The 15,433-nt window shown below is 60.7% G+C and carries 14 protein-coding genes; 7 read left to right on the top strand and 7 right to left on the bottom strand.

Annotated elements, in window-relative coordinates; genetic code table 11:
- Positions 1–66 precede the first annotated feature (66 nt).
- Complete coding sequence (locus ACSQ26_RS27930) at positions 67–468, bottom strand: DUF982 domain-containing protein (RefSeq protein ID WP_436014771.1); 402 nt, start codon at positions 466–468, stop codon at positions 67–69.
- 81 nt (positions 469–549) lie between these two features.
- Positions 550–1,365, bottom strand: a complete 816-nt coding sequence (locus ACSQ26_RS27925) for a MerR family transcriptional regulator (protein WP_436014769.1) — start codon at positions 1,363–1,365, stop codon at positions 550–552.
- 142 nt (positions 1,366–1,507) lie between these two features.
- On the opposite strand from ACSQ26_RS27925, the gene ACSQ26_RS27920 reads away from it, so the two are divergent.
- The 3 genes from ACSQ26_RS27920 to ACSQ26_RS27910 are packed head-to-tail and all read left to right on the top strand — an operon-like array spanning position 1,508 to position 5,124.
- Positions 1,508–2,788, top strand: a complete 1,281-nt coding sequence (locus ACSQ26_RS27920) for a 4-aminobutyrate--2-oxoglutarate transaminase (RefSeq protein ID WP_436014767.1) — start codon at positions 1,508–1,510, stop codon at positions 2,786–2,788.
- Positions 2,789–2,791: 3 nt separating this feature from the next.
- Positions 2,792–4,270, top strand: coding sequence for an NAD-dependent succinate-semialdehyde dehydrogenase (locus ACSQ26_RS27915; RefSeq protein ID WP_436014765.1), 1,479 nt, complete (start codon positions 2,792–2,794; stop codon positions 4,268–4,270).
- Positions 4,271–4,323: 53 nt separating this feature from the next.
- Positions 4,324–5,124 carry a hypothetical protein gene (locus ACSQ26_RS27910; RefSeq protein ID WP_436014763.1) on the top strand — a complete coding sequence of 267 codons (801 nt, stop codon included), beginning with the start codon at positions 4,324–4,326 and terminating at the stop codon, positions 5,122–5,124.
- 81 nt (positions 5,125–5,205) lie between these two features.
- On the opposite strand, the gene amaB is transcribed toward ACSQ26_RS27910, so the two are convergent.
- Positions 5,206–6,747, bottom strand: a complete 1,542-nt coding sequence (gene amaB, locus ACSQ26_RS27905) for an L-piperidine-6-carboxylate dehydrogenase (RefSeq protein ID WP_436014761.1) — start codon at positions 6,745–6,747, stop codon at positions 5,206–5,208.
- Between the two features lie 162 nt (positions 6,748–6,909).
- Between amaB and ACSQ26_RS27900 the strand changes: the two genes are divergently transcribed.
- Positions 6,910–7,101 carry a hypothetical protein gene (locus ACSQ26_RS27900; RefSeq protein WP_258158604.1) on the top strand — a complete coding sequence of 64 codons (192 nt, stop codon included), beginning with the start codon at positions 6,910–6,912 and terminating at the stop codon, positions 7,099–7,101.
- A gap of 93 nt (positions 7,102–7,194) precedes the next feature.
- A complete protein-coding gene (locus tag ACSQ26_RS27895) occupies positions 7,195–8,124 on the top strand; it encodes a hypothetical protein (RefSeq protein WP_436014759.1) in 930 nt (309 codons plus the stop codon).
- A 37-nt stretch (positions 8,125–8,161) separates the two neighbouring features.
- Here the strand turns inward: ACSQ26_RS27895 and lysS are convergent, their stop codons facing one another.
- From lysS to ACSQ26_RS27880, 3 genes are all read right to left on the bottom strand, one after another.
- Positions 8,162–9,661, bottom strand: coding sequence for a lysine--tRNA ligase (lysS, locus tag ACSQ26_RS27890; protein WP_436014757.1), 1,500 nt, complete (start codon positions 9,659–9,661; stop codon positions 8,162–8,164).
- Between the two features lie 16 nt (positions 9,662–9,677).
- Positions 9,678–11,129 (bottom strand): glutamate--tRNA ligase, encoded by a 1,452-nt coding sequence (gene gltX / locus ACSQ26_RS27885; protein ID WP_436014755.1) that lies wholly within the window; start codon positions 11,127–11,129, stop codon positions 9,678–9,680.
- A gap of 106 nt (positions 11,130–11,235) precedes the next feature.
- Positions 11,236–11,922 carry a TetR/AcrR family transcriptional regulator gene (locus ACSQ26_RS27880; protein WP_436014753.1) on the bottom strand — a complete coding sequence of 229 codons (687 nt, stop codon included), beginning with the start codon at positions 11,920–11,922 and terminating at the stop codon, positions 11,236–11,238.
- A gap of 145 nt (positions 11,923–12,067) precedes the next feature.
- Here ACSQ26_RS27880 and ACSQ26_RS27875 point away from each other — a divergent pair, with 145 nt between their 5' ends.
- Together ACSQ26_RS27875 and ACSQ26_RS27870 are read left to right on the top strand one after the other, a co-directional pair.
- On the top strand, positions 12,068–13,279 hold the full coding sequence (locus ACSQ26_RS27875; protein WP_436014751.1) for an HlyD family secretion protein: 1,212 nt from the start codon (positions 12,068–12,070) through the stop codon (positions 13,277–13,279).
- Positions 13,280–13,323: 44 nt separating this feature from the next.
- Positions 13,324–14,943 (top strand): DHA2 family efflux MFS transporter permease subunit, encoded by a 1,620-nt coding sequence (locus ACSQ26_RS27870; RefSeq protein ID WP_436014749.1) that lies wholly within the window; start codon positions 13,324–13,326, stop codon positions 14,941–14,943.
- A 16-nt stretch (positions 14,944–14,959) separates the two neighbouring features.
- Here the strand turns inward: ACSQ26_RS27870 and ACSQ26_RS27865 are convergent, their stop codons facing one another.
- Positions 14,960–15,367, bottom strand: coding sequence for a hypothetical protein (locus tag ACSQ26_RS27865; protein ID WP_436014747.1), 408 nt, complete (start codon positions 15,365–15,367; stop codon positions 14,960–14,962).
- Between the last annotated feature and the right edge of the window lie 66 nt (positions 15,368–15,433).

Raw genomic sequence — 15,433 nt, 5'->3', positions numbered from 1 at the left:
GCGCCTGAATAGTGCGGGGAAAGCTATTCGATACCACTTTGTTAACGCGTTAACGCGGCGCCGACATCATCGTGCCAACCGGCCGGAAGTTGGCAGAGGTTTCTGCCAGAAAGGCAGCGTAGGACCATCCAGATCGGAGAGCGGTGCGGCAAGCGCGAACGCCGTGCTCTCTTCCTGGAATATGGCGTCACACACCGCGGCGATCTCGGTTTCGAACCGGTCCTTGACCTCGAACGGGATTGCCGCTTCCATGGCCGCGGCCATGAATGAGGATTGAGCGGTTTCCTGTGACGCGCTGCCCTTGAGCGCCGCCGAACAACTCAGCACAGCCTGACGATAGCCCGTGCCCTGTTTTCGGGGCCATTTGCCGAGGAGAATCCGGGCGGCATCCTTCACATCGCGGACCGGAAGCGTTTGCTGCTTCGGGTCCTTCAATTGCAGCACGATGATCTTGTCCCAGTCTTCCATGCCGTCACCTGTATGTGGCCTGCATGACAGCTACGATTCCTGGCTTGCCCGAAGTTGATCTGCCCCAAAGAAACGAACGGCTCAAAATGTCGGTGGCGTGTTGATCCAGATCAGCACCGTCTCGCCTTCATGTGTGTTGCGCCATGAATGCGGCCGCCGGCTTTCGAAATAGAAGGAATCGCCTTCCCGGAGTTCGAAGAACTGGTCGCCGTCGAGGATGATCTCGATCCGGCCGGCCAGCACATGCATGAATTCCTCGCCATCGTGGCTATAGGCGCCTTCGCTCGACGCGCCCGGCGCGAGCTGGAAGCGATGGCATTCCATCTGGCGCCGGCCCGTCGTCAGGTTCTGGACGGTGACACCGGATGACGTCGGCGGCCATGCGGTCCACTCGGCATTGCGCACGAGAGATTCTCTTGCGCTGCTTTCGCCCTGGCCAGTGAGCGCCGCCATCGTCGTGCCGTAGAAATCGGCGAGATCGTGCAGCGCCTTGACCGAGAGACCCTGCGACGTGCGCTCGAAGGTCGAAAGCAGGGAGACCGTGATGCCGGTCCTGTCCGCCACCTTTTCCAGCGTGCAGCCCACGTCGCGCCTGAGATGACGAAGACGGGCGCCGATTGTCTTCTCGGCCCCGTCGGACTTCACCTCCATGACGGCAGGCGTAGAGCCTTCCACTGAAAGGCTTTCGCGAATCGCCGCGGGATTGAGCCCCTTGTCCGTCCTCAGCCAACTGATGCGCTTGAGCCGTTCGACATGGGCGGGTTCATAAAGACGTTGTCCGGATGCGGTACGAACAGGCTCGACGAGCCCCTGGCTCTCCCACAATCGCAATGTCGATGGCGACACGCCCGCCATGCGGGCGGCCTCGGCGATCTTGTAGCGGACCTGGTCATCCATATCGAATTCGCGGCCTTGAATTTTCTTCCGGCCATATTGCAACTCTACAGAAAAAATGCAAAGAATATTTTCGAGGCCGCTGGAGGAGCGCTCTTCGCTCCAGCAGGCAGATCATCCGTCACACTCATTTCAGGGGACTTCCATGTTGAATTCTGACATCGCGGCCCGCCGTACCGACGCGATCTCGCGCGGCGTCGGCGTCACCACCCAGGTCTATGCCGAACGGGCCGAGAATGCCGAACTCTGGGATGTCGAGGGCCGCCGCTATATCGATTTCGCGGCCGGCATCGCGGTCGTCAACACTGGCCACCGCCATCCGAAGGTGATCGCGGCGGTAAAAGACCAGCTCGACCGCTTCACCCATACCTGCCATCAGGTCGTGCCCTACGAGAACTACGTGACGCTGGCCGAACGCCTCAACAAGGCTGTGCCGGGCAATTTCGCCAAGAAGACGATCTTCGTGACAACCGGCGCGGAAGCTGTCGAAAATGCCGTGAAGATCGCGCGCGCCGCGACCAACCGCTCCGCCATCATCGCGTTTACCGGCGCCTTCCACGGCCGCACCTTCATGGGCATGACGCTGACCGGCAAGGTCGTTCCCTACAAGACCGGCTTCGGCGCGATGATGCCCGATGTCTTCCATGTGCCCTTCCCCATCGAAATGCATGGCCAGACGATCGAGGATTCGCTTGCAGTTCTCGACAAGCTGTTCAAGGCCGATGTCGATCCGAACCGCGTCGCAGCCTTCATCGTCGAACCGGTGCAGGGCGAAGGCGGCTTCTATGAAGTGCCGCGCGCCTTCATGACCAAGCTTCGCGAGATCGCCGACAAGCACGGCATCCTGTTGATCGCCGACGAGGTACAGACCGGCTTTGCCCGCACCGGCAAGCTGTTTGCCATGGAGCATTACGGCGTCGTCGCCGACATCACCACCATGGCCAAGGGCCTCGGCGGCGGCTTCCCGATCGCAGCGGTCACCGGCCGCGCCGAGATCATGGATGCACCCGGCCCGGGCGGCCTCGGCGGAACCTATGGCGGCAACCCGATCGGCATCGCGGCGGGCAATGCCGTGCTCGACGTGATCGAGGAAGAAGGCCTCAACGAACGCGCCGAGTCGCTCGGCAATCGGCTGAAGCAGCGCCTGCATTCGCTGATTTCGGAAGTACCGCAGATCGCCGATATCCGGGGGCCCGGCTTCATGAATGCCGTGGAATTCAACGTTCCGGGAACCAAGACACCGAATGCGGATTTCGCCAATGCTGTGCGCCAGAAGGCACTCGACAAGGGGCTCATCCTGCTGACCTGCGGCGTTTATGGCAACGTCATCCGCTTCCTGTCGCCGATCACCATCCAGGACAATGTCTTCGCCGAAGCGATGGATATCCTGGAAGACACACTGCGCGAATGCGCCAAAGAGGCCTGATCCATGACGATTTCAGATGCACTGCTTTCCAAGCTGAAGGATCCATCCCTCGCCACCGACAAGGCATTGATAGCCGGTGACTGGGTTGCCACGAGCGACACCGGCAAGACCTTCAATGTGACCAATCCGGCGAACGGCGACGTGATCGCGGTTCTGCCCGACATGAACCGCGCCGAGGCGAGCCGCGCGATCGACGCCGCCTACAAAGCGCAGAAGGAATGGGCGAAGAAAACAGGCAAGGAGCGCGCCGCCATTCTTCGCAAGCTCTACGACTTGATGGTCGCCAATGCCGACGACCTCGCCACCATCCTGACCATGGAAATGGGCAAGCCGCTGGCCGAGGCCAAGGGCGAAGTGCTCTACGGTGCATCCTATGTCGAATGGTTCGGCGAGGAAGCCAAGCGCGTCTATGGCGACACCATTCCCGGCCACCAGCCGGACAAGCGGATCATCGTCATCAAGCAGCCAGTCGGGGTCGTCGCGGCGATCACGCCGTGGAACTTCCCCAACGCCATGCTTGCCCGCAAATTCGCGCCGGCCGTGGCCGCCGGCTGCGCGATGATCTCCAAGCCCGCAGCCGAGACGCCGCTTTCGGCCCTGTCGCTGGCACTGCTCGCCGAGCGTGCCGGCCTGCCCGCCGGTGTGTTCAACGTCGTACTTTCGAAGGATTCGCCGTCGATCGGCAAGGAATTCACCGAGAACGACAAGGTGCGCAAGCTCACCTTCACCGGCTCGACCAATGTCGGCAAGATCCTGATGCGCCAGGGCGCTGACCAGATCATGAAGCTTGGCCTCGAGCTCGGCGGCAATGCGCCTTTCATCGTCTTCGACGATGCCGACCTCGACGCGGCGGTCGAAGGTGCGATGGTCTCGAAATACCGCAACAACGGCCAGACCTGCGTTTGCGCCAACCGCCTCTACGTGCAGTCCGGCGTCTATGACGCCTTCGCCAAAAAGTTGGCCGAGAAGGTCGGCGCGATGAAGGTCGGCGACGGCTTCGAAGCCGGTGTCAATGCCGGCCCGCTGATCACCCAGGCCGCTGTCGACAAGGTCGAGGAACACATCGCCGACGCCGTGGGAAAAGGCGCGAAGGTCGCCGTCGGCGGCAAGCCGGATGCCAGGGGCGGCCTGTTCTTCCAGCCGACGATCCTCACCGGCGTGACGCCCGAAATGCTGGTGGCCCGCGAAGAGACCTTCGGTCCCGTTGCACCACTTTTCAAGTTCGACACCGAGGAACAGGTGATCGAAATGGCCAACAACACCGAATTCGGCCTCGCCTCCTACTTCTATTCGAAGGACCTATCCAAGGTCTTCCGCGTGGCGGAAGCGCTGGAATACGGCATGGTCGGCATCAATACCGGCCTGATCTCCACCGAAGTCGCCCCCTTCGGCGGCATCAAGCAATCCGGCCAGGGCCGCGAAGGTTCGAAATACGGGATTGAGGACTATATCGAAGTGAAGTATCTCTGCCTCTCAATCTAGGAATGCAGGCGAAACCGGGCCGGCATCACCGGCCCGATTTTGCGAGGAGAGGCATGCGAGAAACATATGATCTGCTGCCCTGGTTTCTTATTTGCCTTCTTCTCCCGTACTGTCTCATGTGGCTTGTCGTACCCCGGAAGTGGCTGCTTTCGCTGCCTTTGCTGATCTACGCGATCGCGATGGTCTTCATCGCCGATGACGTCCGGGTGCGTTACGGCGGCAGCGACCCGTTCTACTCATTTCTCCAAGTCTCGATTGGTATCGCAATCACATTCGTCATTCTGCTTCCTCTCGTTGAGGGCATGCTCAGGCTTTGCCTGATCCCATTCGTGAAAACCAGCGAGGCGCGTTCGAGGATCACGGAAGCCGTCTACTGGTTCGCAGCTGGGCTAATCATCCCTTTCACAATTCTTGAGGCGCGCTTGTTCTCGCGCTACCCCGGAACCATACTGATGCCGGCTCTCATAGCGGCGGCGGTCCTCATGGTCGCCATCTTTATCATCTTGCGCCGTCGCGGCGCGCGACGAAATCCGTCACTGCTCCTACCGGGATATTCGCTTGGAACATCAATCATGCTGGCGATCAGCATGTTCTACGGCGCGCAAGTCTCGTCGGCCGCTGGCACGCTTGCGCAAGATACACCATACTGCGTCCGCAGCAATTCAACGTTTGTCATCTCAATGCTGGACATGACGCCGCTCACTCTGATCTCGCGCGGAATCTCAGAATATCACGCCGAGTTAATCGTGGAGACGAAGCCCAAAGCCATGGCCTATAACTGGTCGTGGCGAAATCTCACCTTCACGCCGATACCGCCCGACCACATGCACTCAGACAGTTGCTCGGAATCGTGAGCAGCATGCCGATGTGGGTCATTGAAAACAAAACGCCCTCGCAGCGGTACCGCGAGGGCGTTTTGAATCAGGAAATTATCCTCACTCCACGTCGAATTTCACGCCCTGGGCCAGCGGCAATGTCCTGCCATAATTGATCGTGTTGGTTGAACGCCGCATGTAGCCCTTCCAGGCGTCCGAGCCGGATTCGCGGCCGCCGCCGGTTTCCTTTTCGCCGCCGAAGGCGCCGCCGATTTCGGCACCGGACGGGCCGATATTGACGTTGGCGATGCCGCAATCCGAACCACGCGCCGACATGAAGGTCTCCGCCTCGCGCATGTCGTTGGTGAAGATCGAGGACGACAGGCCCTGCGGCACATCGTTGTGGTCGGCGAGTGCGGCGTCGAAATCGCTGTACTTCACGACATAGAGGATCGGCGCGAAAGTCTCTTCGACCATCGGGCCGGCCTGCTTCTTCATCTCCACGATGGCCGGGCGCACATAGACGCTGTCGCCGGGAGCATCGATCTCGACCTTTTCGCCGCCATGCACCTTGCCGCCTGCAGCCTTTGCCGCTTCGAGCGCCGACTGCATGCTCTTGTAGGCGACGTTATCGATGAGCGGGCCGACCAGCGTGCCCGTTTCCAAGGGATTGCCGACCTTGACCGAGCCGTAGGCCTTGATCAGCCGTGGCACCAGCGCGTCGTAGACGCTCTCATGCACGAACAGACGGCGCAGCGATGTGCAGCGCTGGCCGGCCGTGCCCATGGCCGAGAAAGCGACGCCGCGCAGCGTCAGGTCGAGATCGGCCGACGGCGCCACGATTGCGGCATTGTTGCCGCCGAGTTCAAGGATCGAACGGCCGAAGCGGGCGGCAACGCGCGGACCGACTTCGCGACCCATGCGGGTCGAACCGGTGGCCGAGACGAGCGCCACATCGGGATGATCGACCAGCACTTCGCCGACCTTGCGGTCACCCATCAGCACCTGCGACAGGCCGTCCGGCGCAGCGCCACCATCCTTATTGTAGCGTTCGACCGCGCGCTCGAAGAGCGCCTGGGTAGCGAGTGCGGTGAGCGGCGCCTTCTCCGAAGGTTTCCAGATAATGGCATTGCCGGCGACGAGCGCCAGCGCCGCATTCCACGACCAGACGGCGACCGGGAAGTTGAAGGCCGAAATGATCAGCACGGTGCCGAGCGGGTGCCAGGTCTCCATCATGCGATGGTCGGCGCGTTCGGTGGCGATGGTGAGGCCGGTGAGCTGGCGGGAAAGACCGACGGCGAAATCGCAGATGTCGATCATTTCCTGGACTTCGCCCAATCCTTCCGAGACGATCTTGCCGACTTCGATCGAGACCAGACGTCCGAGTTCGGCCTTGTTGGCGCGAAGCTCCTCGCCAAGCAGGCGGATCAGTTCGCCGCGCTTCGGGGCCGGCACCAGGCGCCAGGCGGCAAACGCCTTCAGCGCGGTCGCCACGGCCGCCTTGGCGTCCTTTTTGTCATGTTCGGGAATTTCGCCGAGCACCTCGCCTGAAATTGCCGAACGGGCCGGCATGGTGCCGTCGGTATAGCTCTTCTTGGAGACGCCGAGCGCCTTCATGAGGTCCTTGGTTTCCTTCTTCAGGCTGTCGATCCCGCCGCTCATGGATTTCCTCACGATTTCGATTGATTTTGCGCTCTTTTGGCCGAGAGGGGACGCCAAATCAAGCACTTTCGGCTCTGTATCCATGGGAACAGCGCGAAATCCCGGAAAAACTTAAATATTTCACCCAACAACGAACCGGCCTGATTTCAGCCCGAGGGGAAAATGAAGAAGCTCGCGTCCATTCTTTTACTGATGACATTCGCCATCGTGGTGACGACCGCCGACAGTGAGGCCGGGCGGAACAAGCGTGGCTGGTACCAAAAGCGCCCGGGCGCCAATTGCGTGATGCGCAAGGTTGCCGTCAGCGGCTACAGCGGCAGCGTCGTTGTCAAGAAGGTGCGCGTCTGCAGATAGACGCGAGACATCGCGTTAAAGCTTCCGAAACGCGTGACTCGATATAGTTAACTCTTACGATCGTGCTTGTTCAGCGTCGTCAGGGGTATGAGTTTGAAAATCCGCGGTCCGAAAGTCCGGCTCTTCCGGAAACTCCTCTTCATTACCCTCGGCATCACTGTCCTTCTCGGCGGCACGGGCGGCGCGGCACTTTATATCGGCGGCCAGGATCTGCTGGGCGAACGATCGCAGAGCGTGGCCGGCGGGCTTTGCACCGACGTCCAGACAATGGTTCTGAAGACGCCGACCGAGCATCTCTGGCTTCGCAAATATATCCGCATGGAGAACGCCAGCGGCCCTGAGCGCGTGCGCACGGCGCTCCGGATCGCCGGCCTGCTGGCCAAGACGAATGCCGTCGATCTCATCCATGTCAGCGTGCTCGATGCCCACGGGCCTGACAAGCGCGCCGGGATGCGCGGCCGCGCTATCGGTGCCGAAGTGCTGATCGCGCTGAAACCAGGCAACCTGCCCGAGATGAAGACCCCAGCCATGGCGAGCTACTATGAAGGCCCGGTCAACGACGCGGGCCGCTTCTACGGCGACAAGGTGGTGGTCGATTTCGAGGAAGTTCGCGGCATGATGACCGCCATGCGTTCTGTCGAGGAAAAGGCCGACTGCACGCGGCCGGAAGGTCCCGAGGACGAGAACGCCAGGAAGAAAAATCACGGTAAGGACAAGAAATCCAAGTCTGCCGACCACGGCGAGAAGCCTGTCAACCAGCAATCGTTCCTCGACAGCATGCTCAGCATGGTCGGCCTTGGAGGTGGCGAAAAAAAGCCCACTGAGGATCATAGCGATCAGGTCAAGGCGGACGGCCACGATGTGCAACCGGCCAAGGAAGACATGAGCCACGCCGTGGCAGAGGAGCCGATCGAGCCAGCAGCCGAGGACCATAGCGAAGAGGCCACGCCCATCGACGAAAAGCATGTCGAGGCAGAGCCCGCATCCCACGATACGAAGCCTATCGAAGAGGCTGTGCATTAAAATCGGGTGAGGCAAACCTCACCCGTCCAAATCAGGCTTAGTCAGCCTTGCTGCGGCGCGCCGGGAACAGGATCACGTCGCGGATCGACGGCGAATTCGTCAGCAGCATGATCAGGCGATCGACACCGATGCCGAGGCCACCGGCGGGGGGCATGCCCTGGTCGATCGCATCGAGAAATTCGTCGTCGAGCTGCTTGTCCTTCTCGCCACGGGCATGCGCCTGTTCGAGCTGCTCGACCATGCGGGCACGCTGCTCGATCGGGTCGTTGAGTTCGGAGAATGCATTGCCCAGTTCCCAGGCGTTGCAATAGGTCTCGAAGCGCTCGACCAGCCGCGGCTCGCCCGGCACTTCCTTGGCGAAGGGCGAGATGTCCTTGGGGAAATGCGTGACATGGCTCGGCTGGATCAACGTGTGCTCGACCTTCTCCTCGAAGATGAAGGCAAGGCATTCGCCCCAGGTCCAGTCCTTCTCGACCGCAAAGCCGGCGGCCTTTGCCGCAGCACGGGCTTCCTCGTCGGTCTTGATCGCAAGGAAATCGATGCCGGTCGCGTCCTTGACGGCATCGGGCATCGGCACCCGCTTGAACGGGCCCTTGAAGGAGATGTCCTTGTCGCCGAACGGGAATTCCGTCGTGCCGTGGATCGCCATGGCAAGCTCGGCGAACAACCGCTCGACGAGGTCCATGATGTCCTCGTAATCGGCGTAGGCCCAGTAGCACTCCATCATGGTGAATTCCGGATTGTGCCGGGTCGAGACGCCTTCGTTGCGGAAGTTGCGGTTGATCTCGAACACCTTGTCGGTGAGGCCCGACACCAGCGTGCGCTTGAGATAAAGCTCAGGCGCGATGCGCAGATACATGTCGAGCTTCAGCGTGTTGTGATGCGTCTTGAACGGTTCGGCCGTCGCGCCGCCATAGACGGAGTGGAGCATCGGCGTCTCTACTTCCATGAAGCCGTCCTTTTCCATGAAGCGGCGTATGCCGGAGACGATCTTCGAGCGCTGCTGGAAACGGAGCTTGGACTCCTCATTGGTCATGATGTCGAGATGGCGCTTGCGGTAGCGGATCTCGATGTCGGAGACGCCATGCCACTTCTCGGGCATGGGCAGCAGCGACTTGGTGAGCATGGTGATCTCATGCGCGTTGATCGACAGCTCACCGCGCTTGGTGCGGCGAACGGCGCCGGTTACGCCGATGATGTCGCCGATATCGATCAGATCAAGCAGGTCGCGCGCCGCTTCCGGCGTCACGTCCTTGTGGCTGAAGATCTGGATCTTGCCCGAGGCGTCATGGATATCCATGAACATGCCTGAATTGCGCGAGGAATAGACGCGGCCGGCGACAGTGACGATGTCCTGCGTCTCGGTATCGGGCGCGAGATCCTCGTATTTCTTCGAAAGTTCGGCATTGGTGATGGTGCGGTGGAAATGCGCCGGATAGACGTCGCCGACCTTCTCGCGCAGCAGCGCGAGCTTCTGGGCGCGGACTTCCGCAGCGTCGGAGGAAAGGGCGGTTTCTTGCTTGGTATTATCAGTCATCTCAGTTCTTTCAGTCTCAGGCGGCAGCGATGGTCTTGACGACCTGTGCTGCGACCTTGAGGCGCTGGCGCACGACCGAACGGCCGAGCAGCGCCATGGAATCGAAGAGCGGCAGCGAGCGTGAACTGCCCGACATTGCCACGAAAAGCGGCGCGGTGATCACCTTGAGTTTCTTGCCGGTACGCTCCGCGATGGCGCGCAGTTCCGCCTCGATCGTCTCGACATTCCATTCGAGGATCTTTTCGAGATCGGTCTGCACGATTTCCAGCACTTCGAGCGTCTCAGCGGCCGGCGCCTTTATGCCGCCGAAGGACGCGGGCGTCAGGCCGACGTCGGATGCCAGCAGGAAACCGGTCAGTGGCGGCAGTTCACCGAGCTTGCCGATACGCGACTGCGCGAGCTTGAGGCCCTCGGTCAGGCGCGCATTCTCGCTCGCCCATTCGAACACGCGGGCGATGAACTCTTCCGGAGAGAGCTTCTCGCGCAGCCAGCGGCCGTTCAGCCAGTCGAGCTTCTGCACGTCGAAGATCGCGCCGGCCTTGGAAAGATTGTCCGGATCGAACTTCTGCGCCAACTCGTCCATCGTCATCATCTCCTCGCCTTCGGCAATCTGGATGAAGAACAGGCCGAGGAAGTTCATCAGCGCTTCCGGCAGGTAGCCCAGCGCCGAATAGTAAGAGATCGAGGTCGGGTTCTTGCGCTTCGAAAGCTTCGATTTGTCGGCGTTGCGCATCAGGGAAAGATGCATGAACACCGGCGGCTCGAGGCCGAGATACTGATAGATCAGGATGTGCTTCGGCACCGATGCCAGCCATTCCTCGCCGCGCGCGACATGGGTGATCTTCATCAGGTAATCGTCGACGACGTTCGCCATATGATAGGTCGGCATGCCGTCGGCCTTGAGCAGGACCTGCATGTCGACGGAATCCCACGGAATTTCCACATCGCCATAGACGCCGTCATGGAACTTGCAGGCGCCTTCGGTCGGGATCTTCATGCGCACGACGGAGGGCTCGCCGGCTGCCATGCGGGTCGTCACTTCCTGGGCGGAAAGGTTGAGGCAGCGGCCGTCATATTTCGGCTGCTTGCCGGCAGCACGCTGGCCGGCGCGCATCTCTTCCAGACGCTCGGGCGTGCAGAAGCAGCGGAAACCATGGCCGGCTGCCACGATCTTCTCGACATATTCGCCGTAGATATGCTTGCGGTCGGACTGGCGATACGGGCCATAGGGTCCGCCGACATCGGGGCCTTCGCTCCATTTCAGGCCGGTCCATTTCAGCGCGTCGAGCACCTTCTGCTCGAATTCTGGCGTCGAACGCGTGGCGTCGGTATCCTCGATGCGGAGGATGAATTCGCCGCCGTGTTTCAGCGCGAAGAGATAGTTGAAAAGCGCGATATAGGCAGTGCCGACATGCGGCTCGCCAGTCGGGGAAGGTGCAATGCGGACGCGGACGCCGGAAGCAGTCATATCAAGTGATCCATTCGGAAGGGCATGGGAACAGCCGAAAGGCCGCCCTTTTGTTGGGGCAGCCTTAGGCCATATTCATCTTGGCGCGTCAAGGAAAAGCTGGCTTTCAGCTCTTGTCGGTGCCGTAGGTATTGAGGAATAGCCGAACCGCCCATTCGACATTGCGCTCTACCTTCTCGCGCGGCGGCGGCTGCTGCATCTCGCCGAACAGGCGTGGACGGTAGAGACCCGCCATACAGAGGTCCCCAAGCTGGCGCGACACGTACATAGGATCGTCGATCGGCTTCAGCCGGCCCAGTTCCACTTGCCGCGCAAGATAGTTGGCGAGCAGGACAGGCCCGGTATTCGGGCCAAACTTGAAAAAGCTGTCGGCAAGTTCCGGCATCCGGTCGATGACGCCGATCACGATGCGTTGTCCCCGGATGGCATCATCAGACAGGAGATGACTACCGAACGTAACACCGAATTCGTGCAGCGTCTCGGCCACCGGCTTGTCAGCCTCGACAATCTCCCGCAGCTTTTCGAAAACGAGCGACTTCTTCCGCTGGATGATCGCAGCGAACAGGTCTTCCTTGTTCTTGAAATAGACGTAGAGCGTACCCTTCGAGACGCCCGCCTCGCGCGTGATATCATTCATGCTCGATGCATCGAAGCCCATGCGCATGAACACGCGCATCGCGCCGTCCAATATCTGTTCGCGCTTGACCGGATCTTCACCTGCTGCCGGGCGGCCGCCAAGCCCGTCCAGTCTCTTCGTCTCTTCGATTTCGGCGGCCTCGCCGATATCGCTCATGATGGATGTTTTCCCTAAATTAATATTATTCGAACCGATCGGTTCGATTACCCCTTGATATGGGCCATCAAAGCGATTATGTCAACTCGAACTGAACCGTTCGGTTCGATTACTAACACCCGCTGCCAGGCAGAGTATCCTTCATATGGCTAGATCAGCAAGCAAAACCGCCACTGTTCATGTGGTCGATGACAACATGGAAGCCGCCGCCGAAAGCGAGACGCCCATCAGGATGGAAGCGCCCGCCACCGCATCCGTGGCCGCCGAGCAAGCTACACCGAAGAAAAAGAGCAATCTTGGCCGTCGCCTCGTGCTGTCCGCCTTGGTGCTCGCCGCGATCGGCGCCGGCTCCTGGTACGGCCACGCATGGTGGGTGGACGGCCGCTTCATGATCTCGACGGACGATGCTTATATCGCGGGCAATATCACCAATATCGCGCCGAAGGTCATGGGCTATGTCGCCAAGGTCAATGTCGTTGCCAATCAGCAGGTCAAGGCCGGTGACGTTCTCGTGACGCTTGATAATGGCGACTACCGCATTGCCGCCGAACAGGCCGAGGCCCAGATCGCCACGCAGAAGCTCGCGCTGAAGCGCTTCGATGCGCAGATCGAGGCCGCGCAGGCTTCGGTCAAGCAGGCGGAAGCCTCCCAGACCGCGCTCCAGGCAACGCTGCGCGGCGCCGAAATCACGCTCAGCCGCCAGCAGGACCTGGCGACGAAGAAGGCCGGCATTCGCGCCGAGCTCGACAACGCAAAGATCGCCGTGGATCAGGCGAAGGCCAATCTGGCCGGTGCCGACTCGGCGATCCTGACCGCTCAGGCCAATATATCAGTGGTATCTGCTCAGAAGGCCGAGGCTGAAAGCCAAATCCGTTCGCTCGAGCTGACCCGCGACAAGGCTGAGCGTGATCTTTCCTTCACCGTTCTCAAGGCACCTTATGACGGCGTGATCGGCAATCTCGCCGTCCAGGATGGTGATCTTGTTTCACCTGGACAACGGCTCGCCGCGCTGGTTCCGGTCGAGCAGCTTTACATCGACGCGAACTTCAAGGAGACGCAGGTCGAAGGCATCAAGCCGGGCGCCAAGGTGGCGATCCATGTCGATGCGATCGACGACCATGTGATCGAAGGCATCGTCGAGTCGATCTCGCCGGCTTCGGGCGCGGTGTTCTCGCTGCTGCCGCCTGAAAATGCGACGGGTAACTTCACCAAAGTCATCCAGCGCCTGCCGGTTCGCATCGCCATCCCCACGGCAGCCCTCGATACCGGCAATCTCAGGGCTGGCCTCTCCGTGGTCGTCGATATCGACAGCCGCACCGGTGACGCCTCCGCAACGCATCTCGCCAAGGCTGAGTAAACACATATCTGCACCGCCTGAACGACGGTGAAAGGGAGGCCACGATGGCCACAGCAACCGTCGATCAGTTTCCTGTGCCGCCCAAGCCTGCGGCACCTTCGCCTTCAACCATGCCCGGCGAACGCCAGGTCACGACACGCGAAGTCCTGGCCTTCTTTGCCATGGTCTTCGGCATGTTCATGGCGATCCTCGATATCCAGATCGTCTCTGCCTCTCTGGCCGATATCCAGGCGGGCTTGTCCGCAAGCAATGATGAAGTCGCGTGGGTCCAGACCTCCTACCTGATCGCCGAAGTCATCATGATCCCCCTTTCGGGCACGCTCGCCCGGGTGCTGTCCACCCGGGTGCTATTTTCGCTGTCGGCAGCCGGTTTCACGGCCGCCAGCGCGCTCGCGGCAACGGCGACGAATATCGACCAGATGATCGTCTATCGTGCCATCCAGGGTTTTATAGGCGGCGGCATGATCCCATCGGTCTTCGCGGCGGCCTTCATCATCTTCCCACCCTCGAAGCGCGCCATCGTCTCGCCGATCATCGGCCTCGTCGCCACGCTGGCACCGACGATCGGCCCCACGGTCGGCGGCTATCTCACGAGCGCTTTCTCCTGGCACTGGCTGTTCCTGATCAATGTCATTCCCGGCATTATGGTCGCGACCGCCACATGGTTCCTCATCGATTTCGACAAGCCCGAACATAGCCTGATGAAGCGGTTCGACTGGATCGGCCTCGCCGCGATGGCCGTGTTTCTCGGCTCGCTCGAATATTTCCTCGAGGAGGGCAACATCAAGGGCTGGTTCGACGACGAGATCATCACGATCTGCGCTGTCACGGCAACGGTCGGCGGCATTATCTTCTTTTACCGGGCGTTGACGAAGGACTTTCCGATTGTCGATCTCCGGGCCTTCACCAACCGCAATTTCTCGTTCGGCTCGCTGTTCTCGTTCGTCATGGGCATCGGCCTATACGGTCTGACCTATCTCTATCCGCTCTATCTCGGCCGCATCCGGGGCTACGATTCCCTGATGATCGGCGAGACGATGTTCGTCTCGGGCCTCGCGATGTTCTTCACTGCACCGATCGCCGGCTTCCTGTCGGCCAAGCTCGATCCTCGCGCGATGATGGCGATCGGTTTCACAGGCTTTGCCACCGGCACCTGGATGATGAGCCACATGACCGCCGATTGGGATTTCTGGGAACTGCTGATCCCGCAGATCCTGCGCGGCTCGTCGATGATGCTCGCCATGGTGCCGATCAACAATGTCGCGCTCGGCACGCTGCCGATCGACAAGATCAGAGGCGCCTCGGGCCTGTTCAACCTCACCCGAAACCTCGGCGGCGCGGTGGGCCTGGCGCTGATCAACACGATCCTCACACACCAGACGAGTACGCATTATTCGCAACTTGCCGAGCACGTGAACCCGGCGAACCCGGCCGCAACCGATATGATCGCCAACCTGACGGCGAAGTTCAACGGGCTCGGCATGGATGGCAGTTCAATCGCCCTCAAGCAGGTCTCGGGAATGGTGCAGCAGCAGGCTTACATCCTGTCGTTCATGGATGTCTTCCTGATCCTGACAACACTGTTTGCCAGCCTGGTGCTGATGACGATGTTGCTGAGCAAGCCCAAGCCCGTTCCGAAGGCTGCTGGCGGCGGCGGTCACTGAGACCGCCCGTCTCTAGTCAGTTCACGGCTGTCAGCGCCAGGACGGCATTCGAAGGTTCAAGCGACTCGAAATCGACGCCGTCGCCGACAACAAGCGAGAGAACCTGCTCGCCATGGCTGTCCGTCAGCACCACGGTGCCGTCGCCATTGTCGGTCCAGTTTCGGGCCTCGACCAGGCTAGGCCAGACAATCGAGCAATCTTCTCCGGCGCTCACCGCGCTCGAACGTTGCGTGGTGGTCGCCCCGCGCACGATAAGGCAAGCGGTACGGTTCTCCATGTTGGAGACGGTGAATTCCCGTTGCCCACTATGAGGCACGGAAGCCGTGACGATTGCGTCGGTCGCGATGGTGTCATGGGCGGGCGAGAACCACCAGAGCGGTCCACCGATTGCCGCAACACCTGCTATGAGCACGCGAATTGCCATGATCCGCTCCCTTTTGGGGTTCGAGAGGAATTTCCCGACAGCGGAAATCATGCACTGCAAAACTTG

The sequence above is a fragment of the Rhizobium sp. LjRoot254 genome, assembly GCF_964254105.1.
In the GTDB taxonomy this organism is placed as follows: domain Bacteria; phylum Pseudomonadota; class Alphaproteobacteria; order Rhizobiales; family Rhizobiaceae; genus Rhizobium_E.
Note: the sequence above shows the minus strand (reverse complement) of the source record. Positions and strands in the feature narration are given on the sequence as shown.

Bases quoted from the DNA above. Each gene is read 5' to 3' on its own strand.
- ACSQ26_RS27930 (WP_436014771.1), bottom strand. From the start codon at position 468: ATGGAAGACTGGGACAAGATCATCGTGCTGCAATTGAAGGACCCGAAG.
- ACSQ26_RS27925 (WP_436014769.1), bottom strand. From the start codon at position 1,365: ATGGATGACCAGGTCCGCTACAAGATCGCCGAGGCCGCCCGCATGGCG.
- ACSQ26_RS27920 (WP_436014767.1), top strand. From the start codon at position 1,508: ATGTTGAATTCTGACATCGCGGCCCGCCGTACCGACGCGATCTCGCGC.
- ACSQ26_RS27915 (WP_436014765.1), top strand. From the start codon at position 2,792: ATGACGATTTCAGATGCACTGCTTTCCAAGCTGAAGGATCCATCCCTC.
- ACSQ26_RS27910 (WP_436014763.1), top strand. From the start codon at position 4,324: ATGCGAGAAACATATGATCTGCTGCCCTGGTTTCTTATTTGCCTTCTT.
- amaB (WP_436014761.1), bottom strand. From the start codon at position 6,747: ATGAGCGGCGGGATCGACAGCCTGAAGAAGGAAACCAAGGACCTCATG.
- ACSQ26_RS27900 (WP_258158604.1), top strand. From the start codon at position 6,910: ATGAAGAAGCTCGCGTCCATTCTTTTACTGATGACATTCGCCATCGTG.
- lysS (WP_436014757.1), bottom strand. From the start codon at position 9,661: ATGACTGATAATACCAAGCAAGAAACCGCCCTTTCCTCCGACGCTGCG.
- gltX (WP_436014755.1), bottom strand. From the start codon at position 11,129: ATGACTGCTTCCGGCGTCCGCGTCCGCATTGCACCTTCCCCGACTGGC.
- ACSQ26_RS27880 (WP_436014753.1), bottom strand. From the start codon at position 11,922: ATGAGCGATATCGGCGAGGCCGCCGAAATCGAAGAGACGAAGAGACTG.
- ACSQ26_RS27875 (WP_436014751.1), top strand. From the start codon at position 12,068: ATGGCTAGATCAGCAAGCAAAACCGCCACTGTTCATGTGGTCGATGAC.
- ACSQ26_RS27870 (WP_436014749.1), top strand. From the start codon at position 13,324: ATGGCCACAGCAACCGTCGATCAGTTTCCTGTGCCGCCCAAGCCTGCG.
- ACSQ26_RS27865 (WP_436014747.1), bottom strand. From the start codon at position 15,367: ATGGCAATTCGCGTGCTCATAGCAGGTGTTGCGGCAATCGGTGGACCG.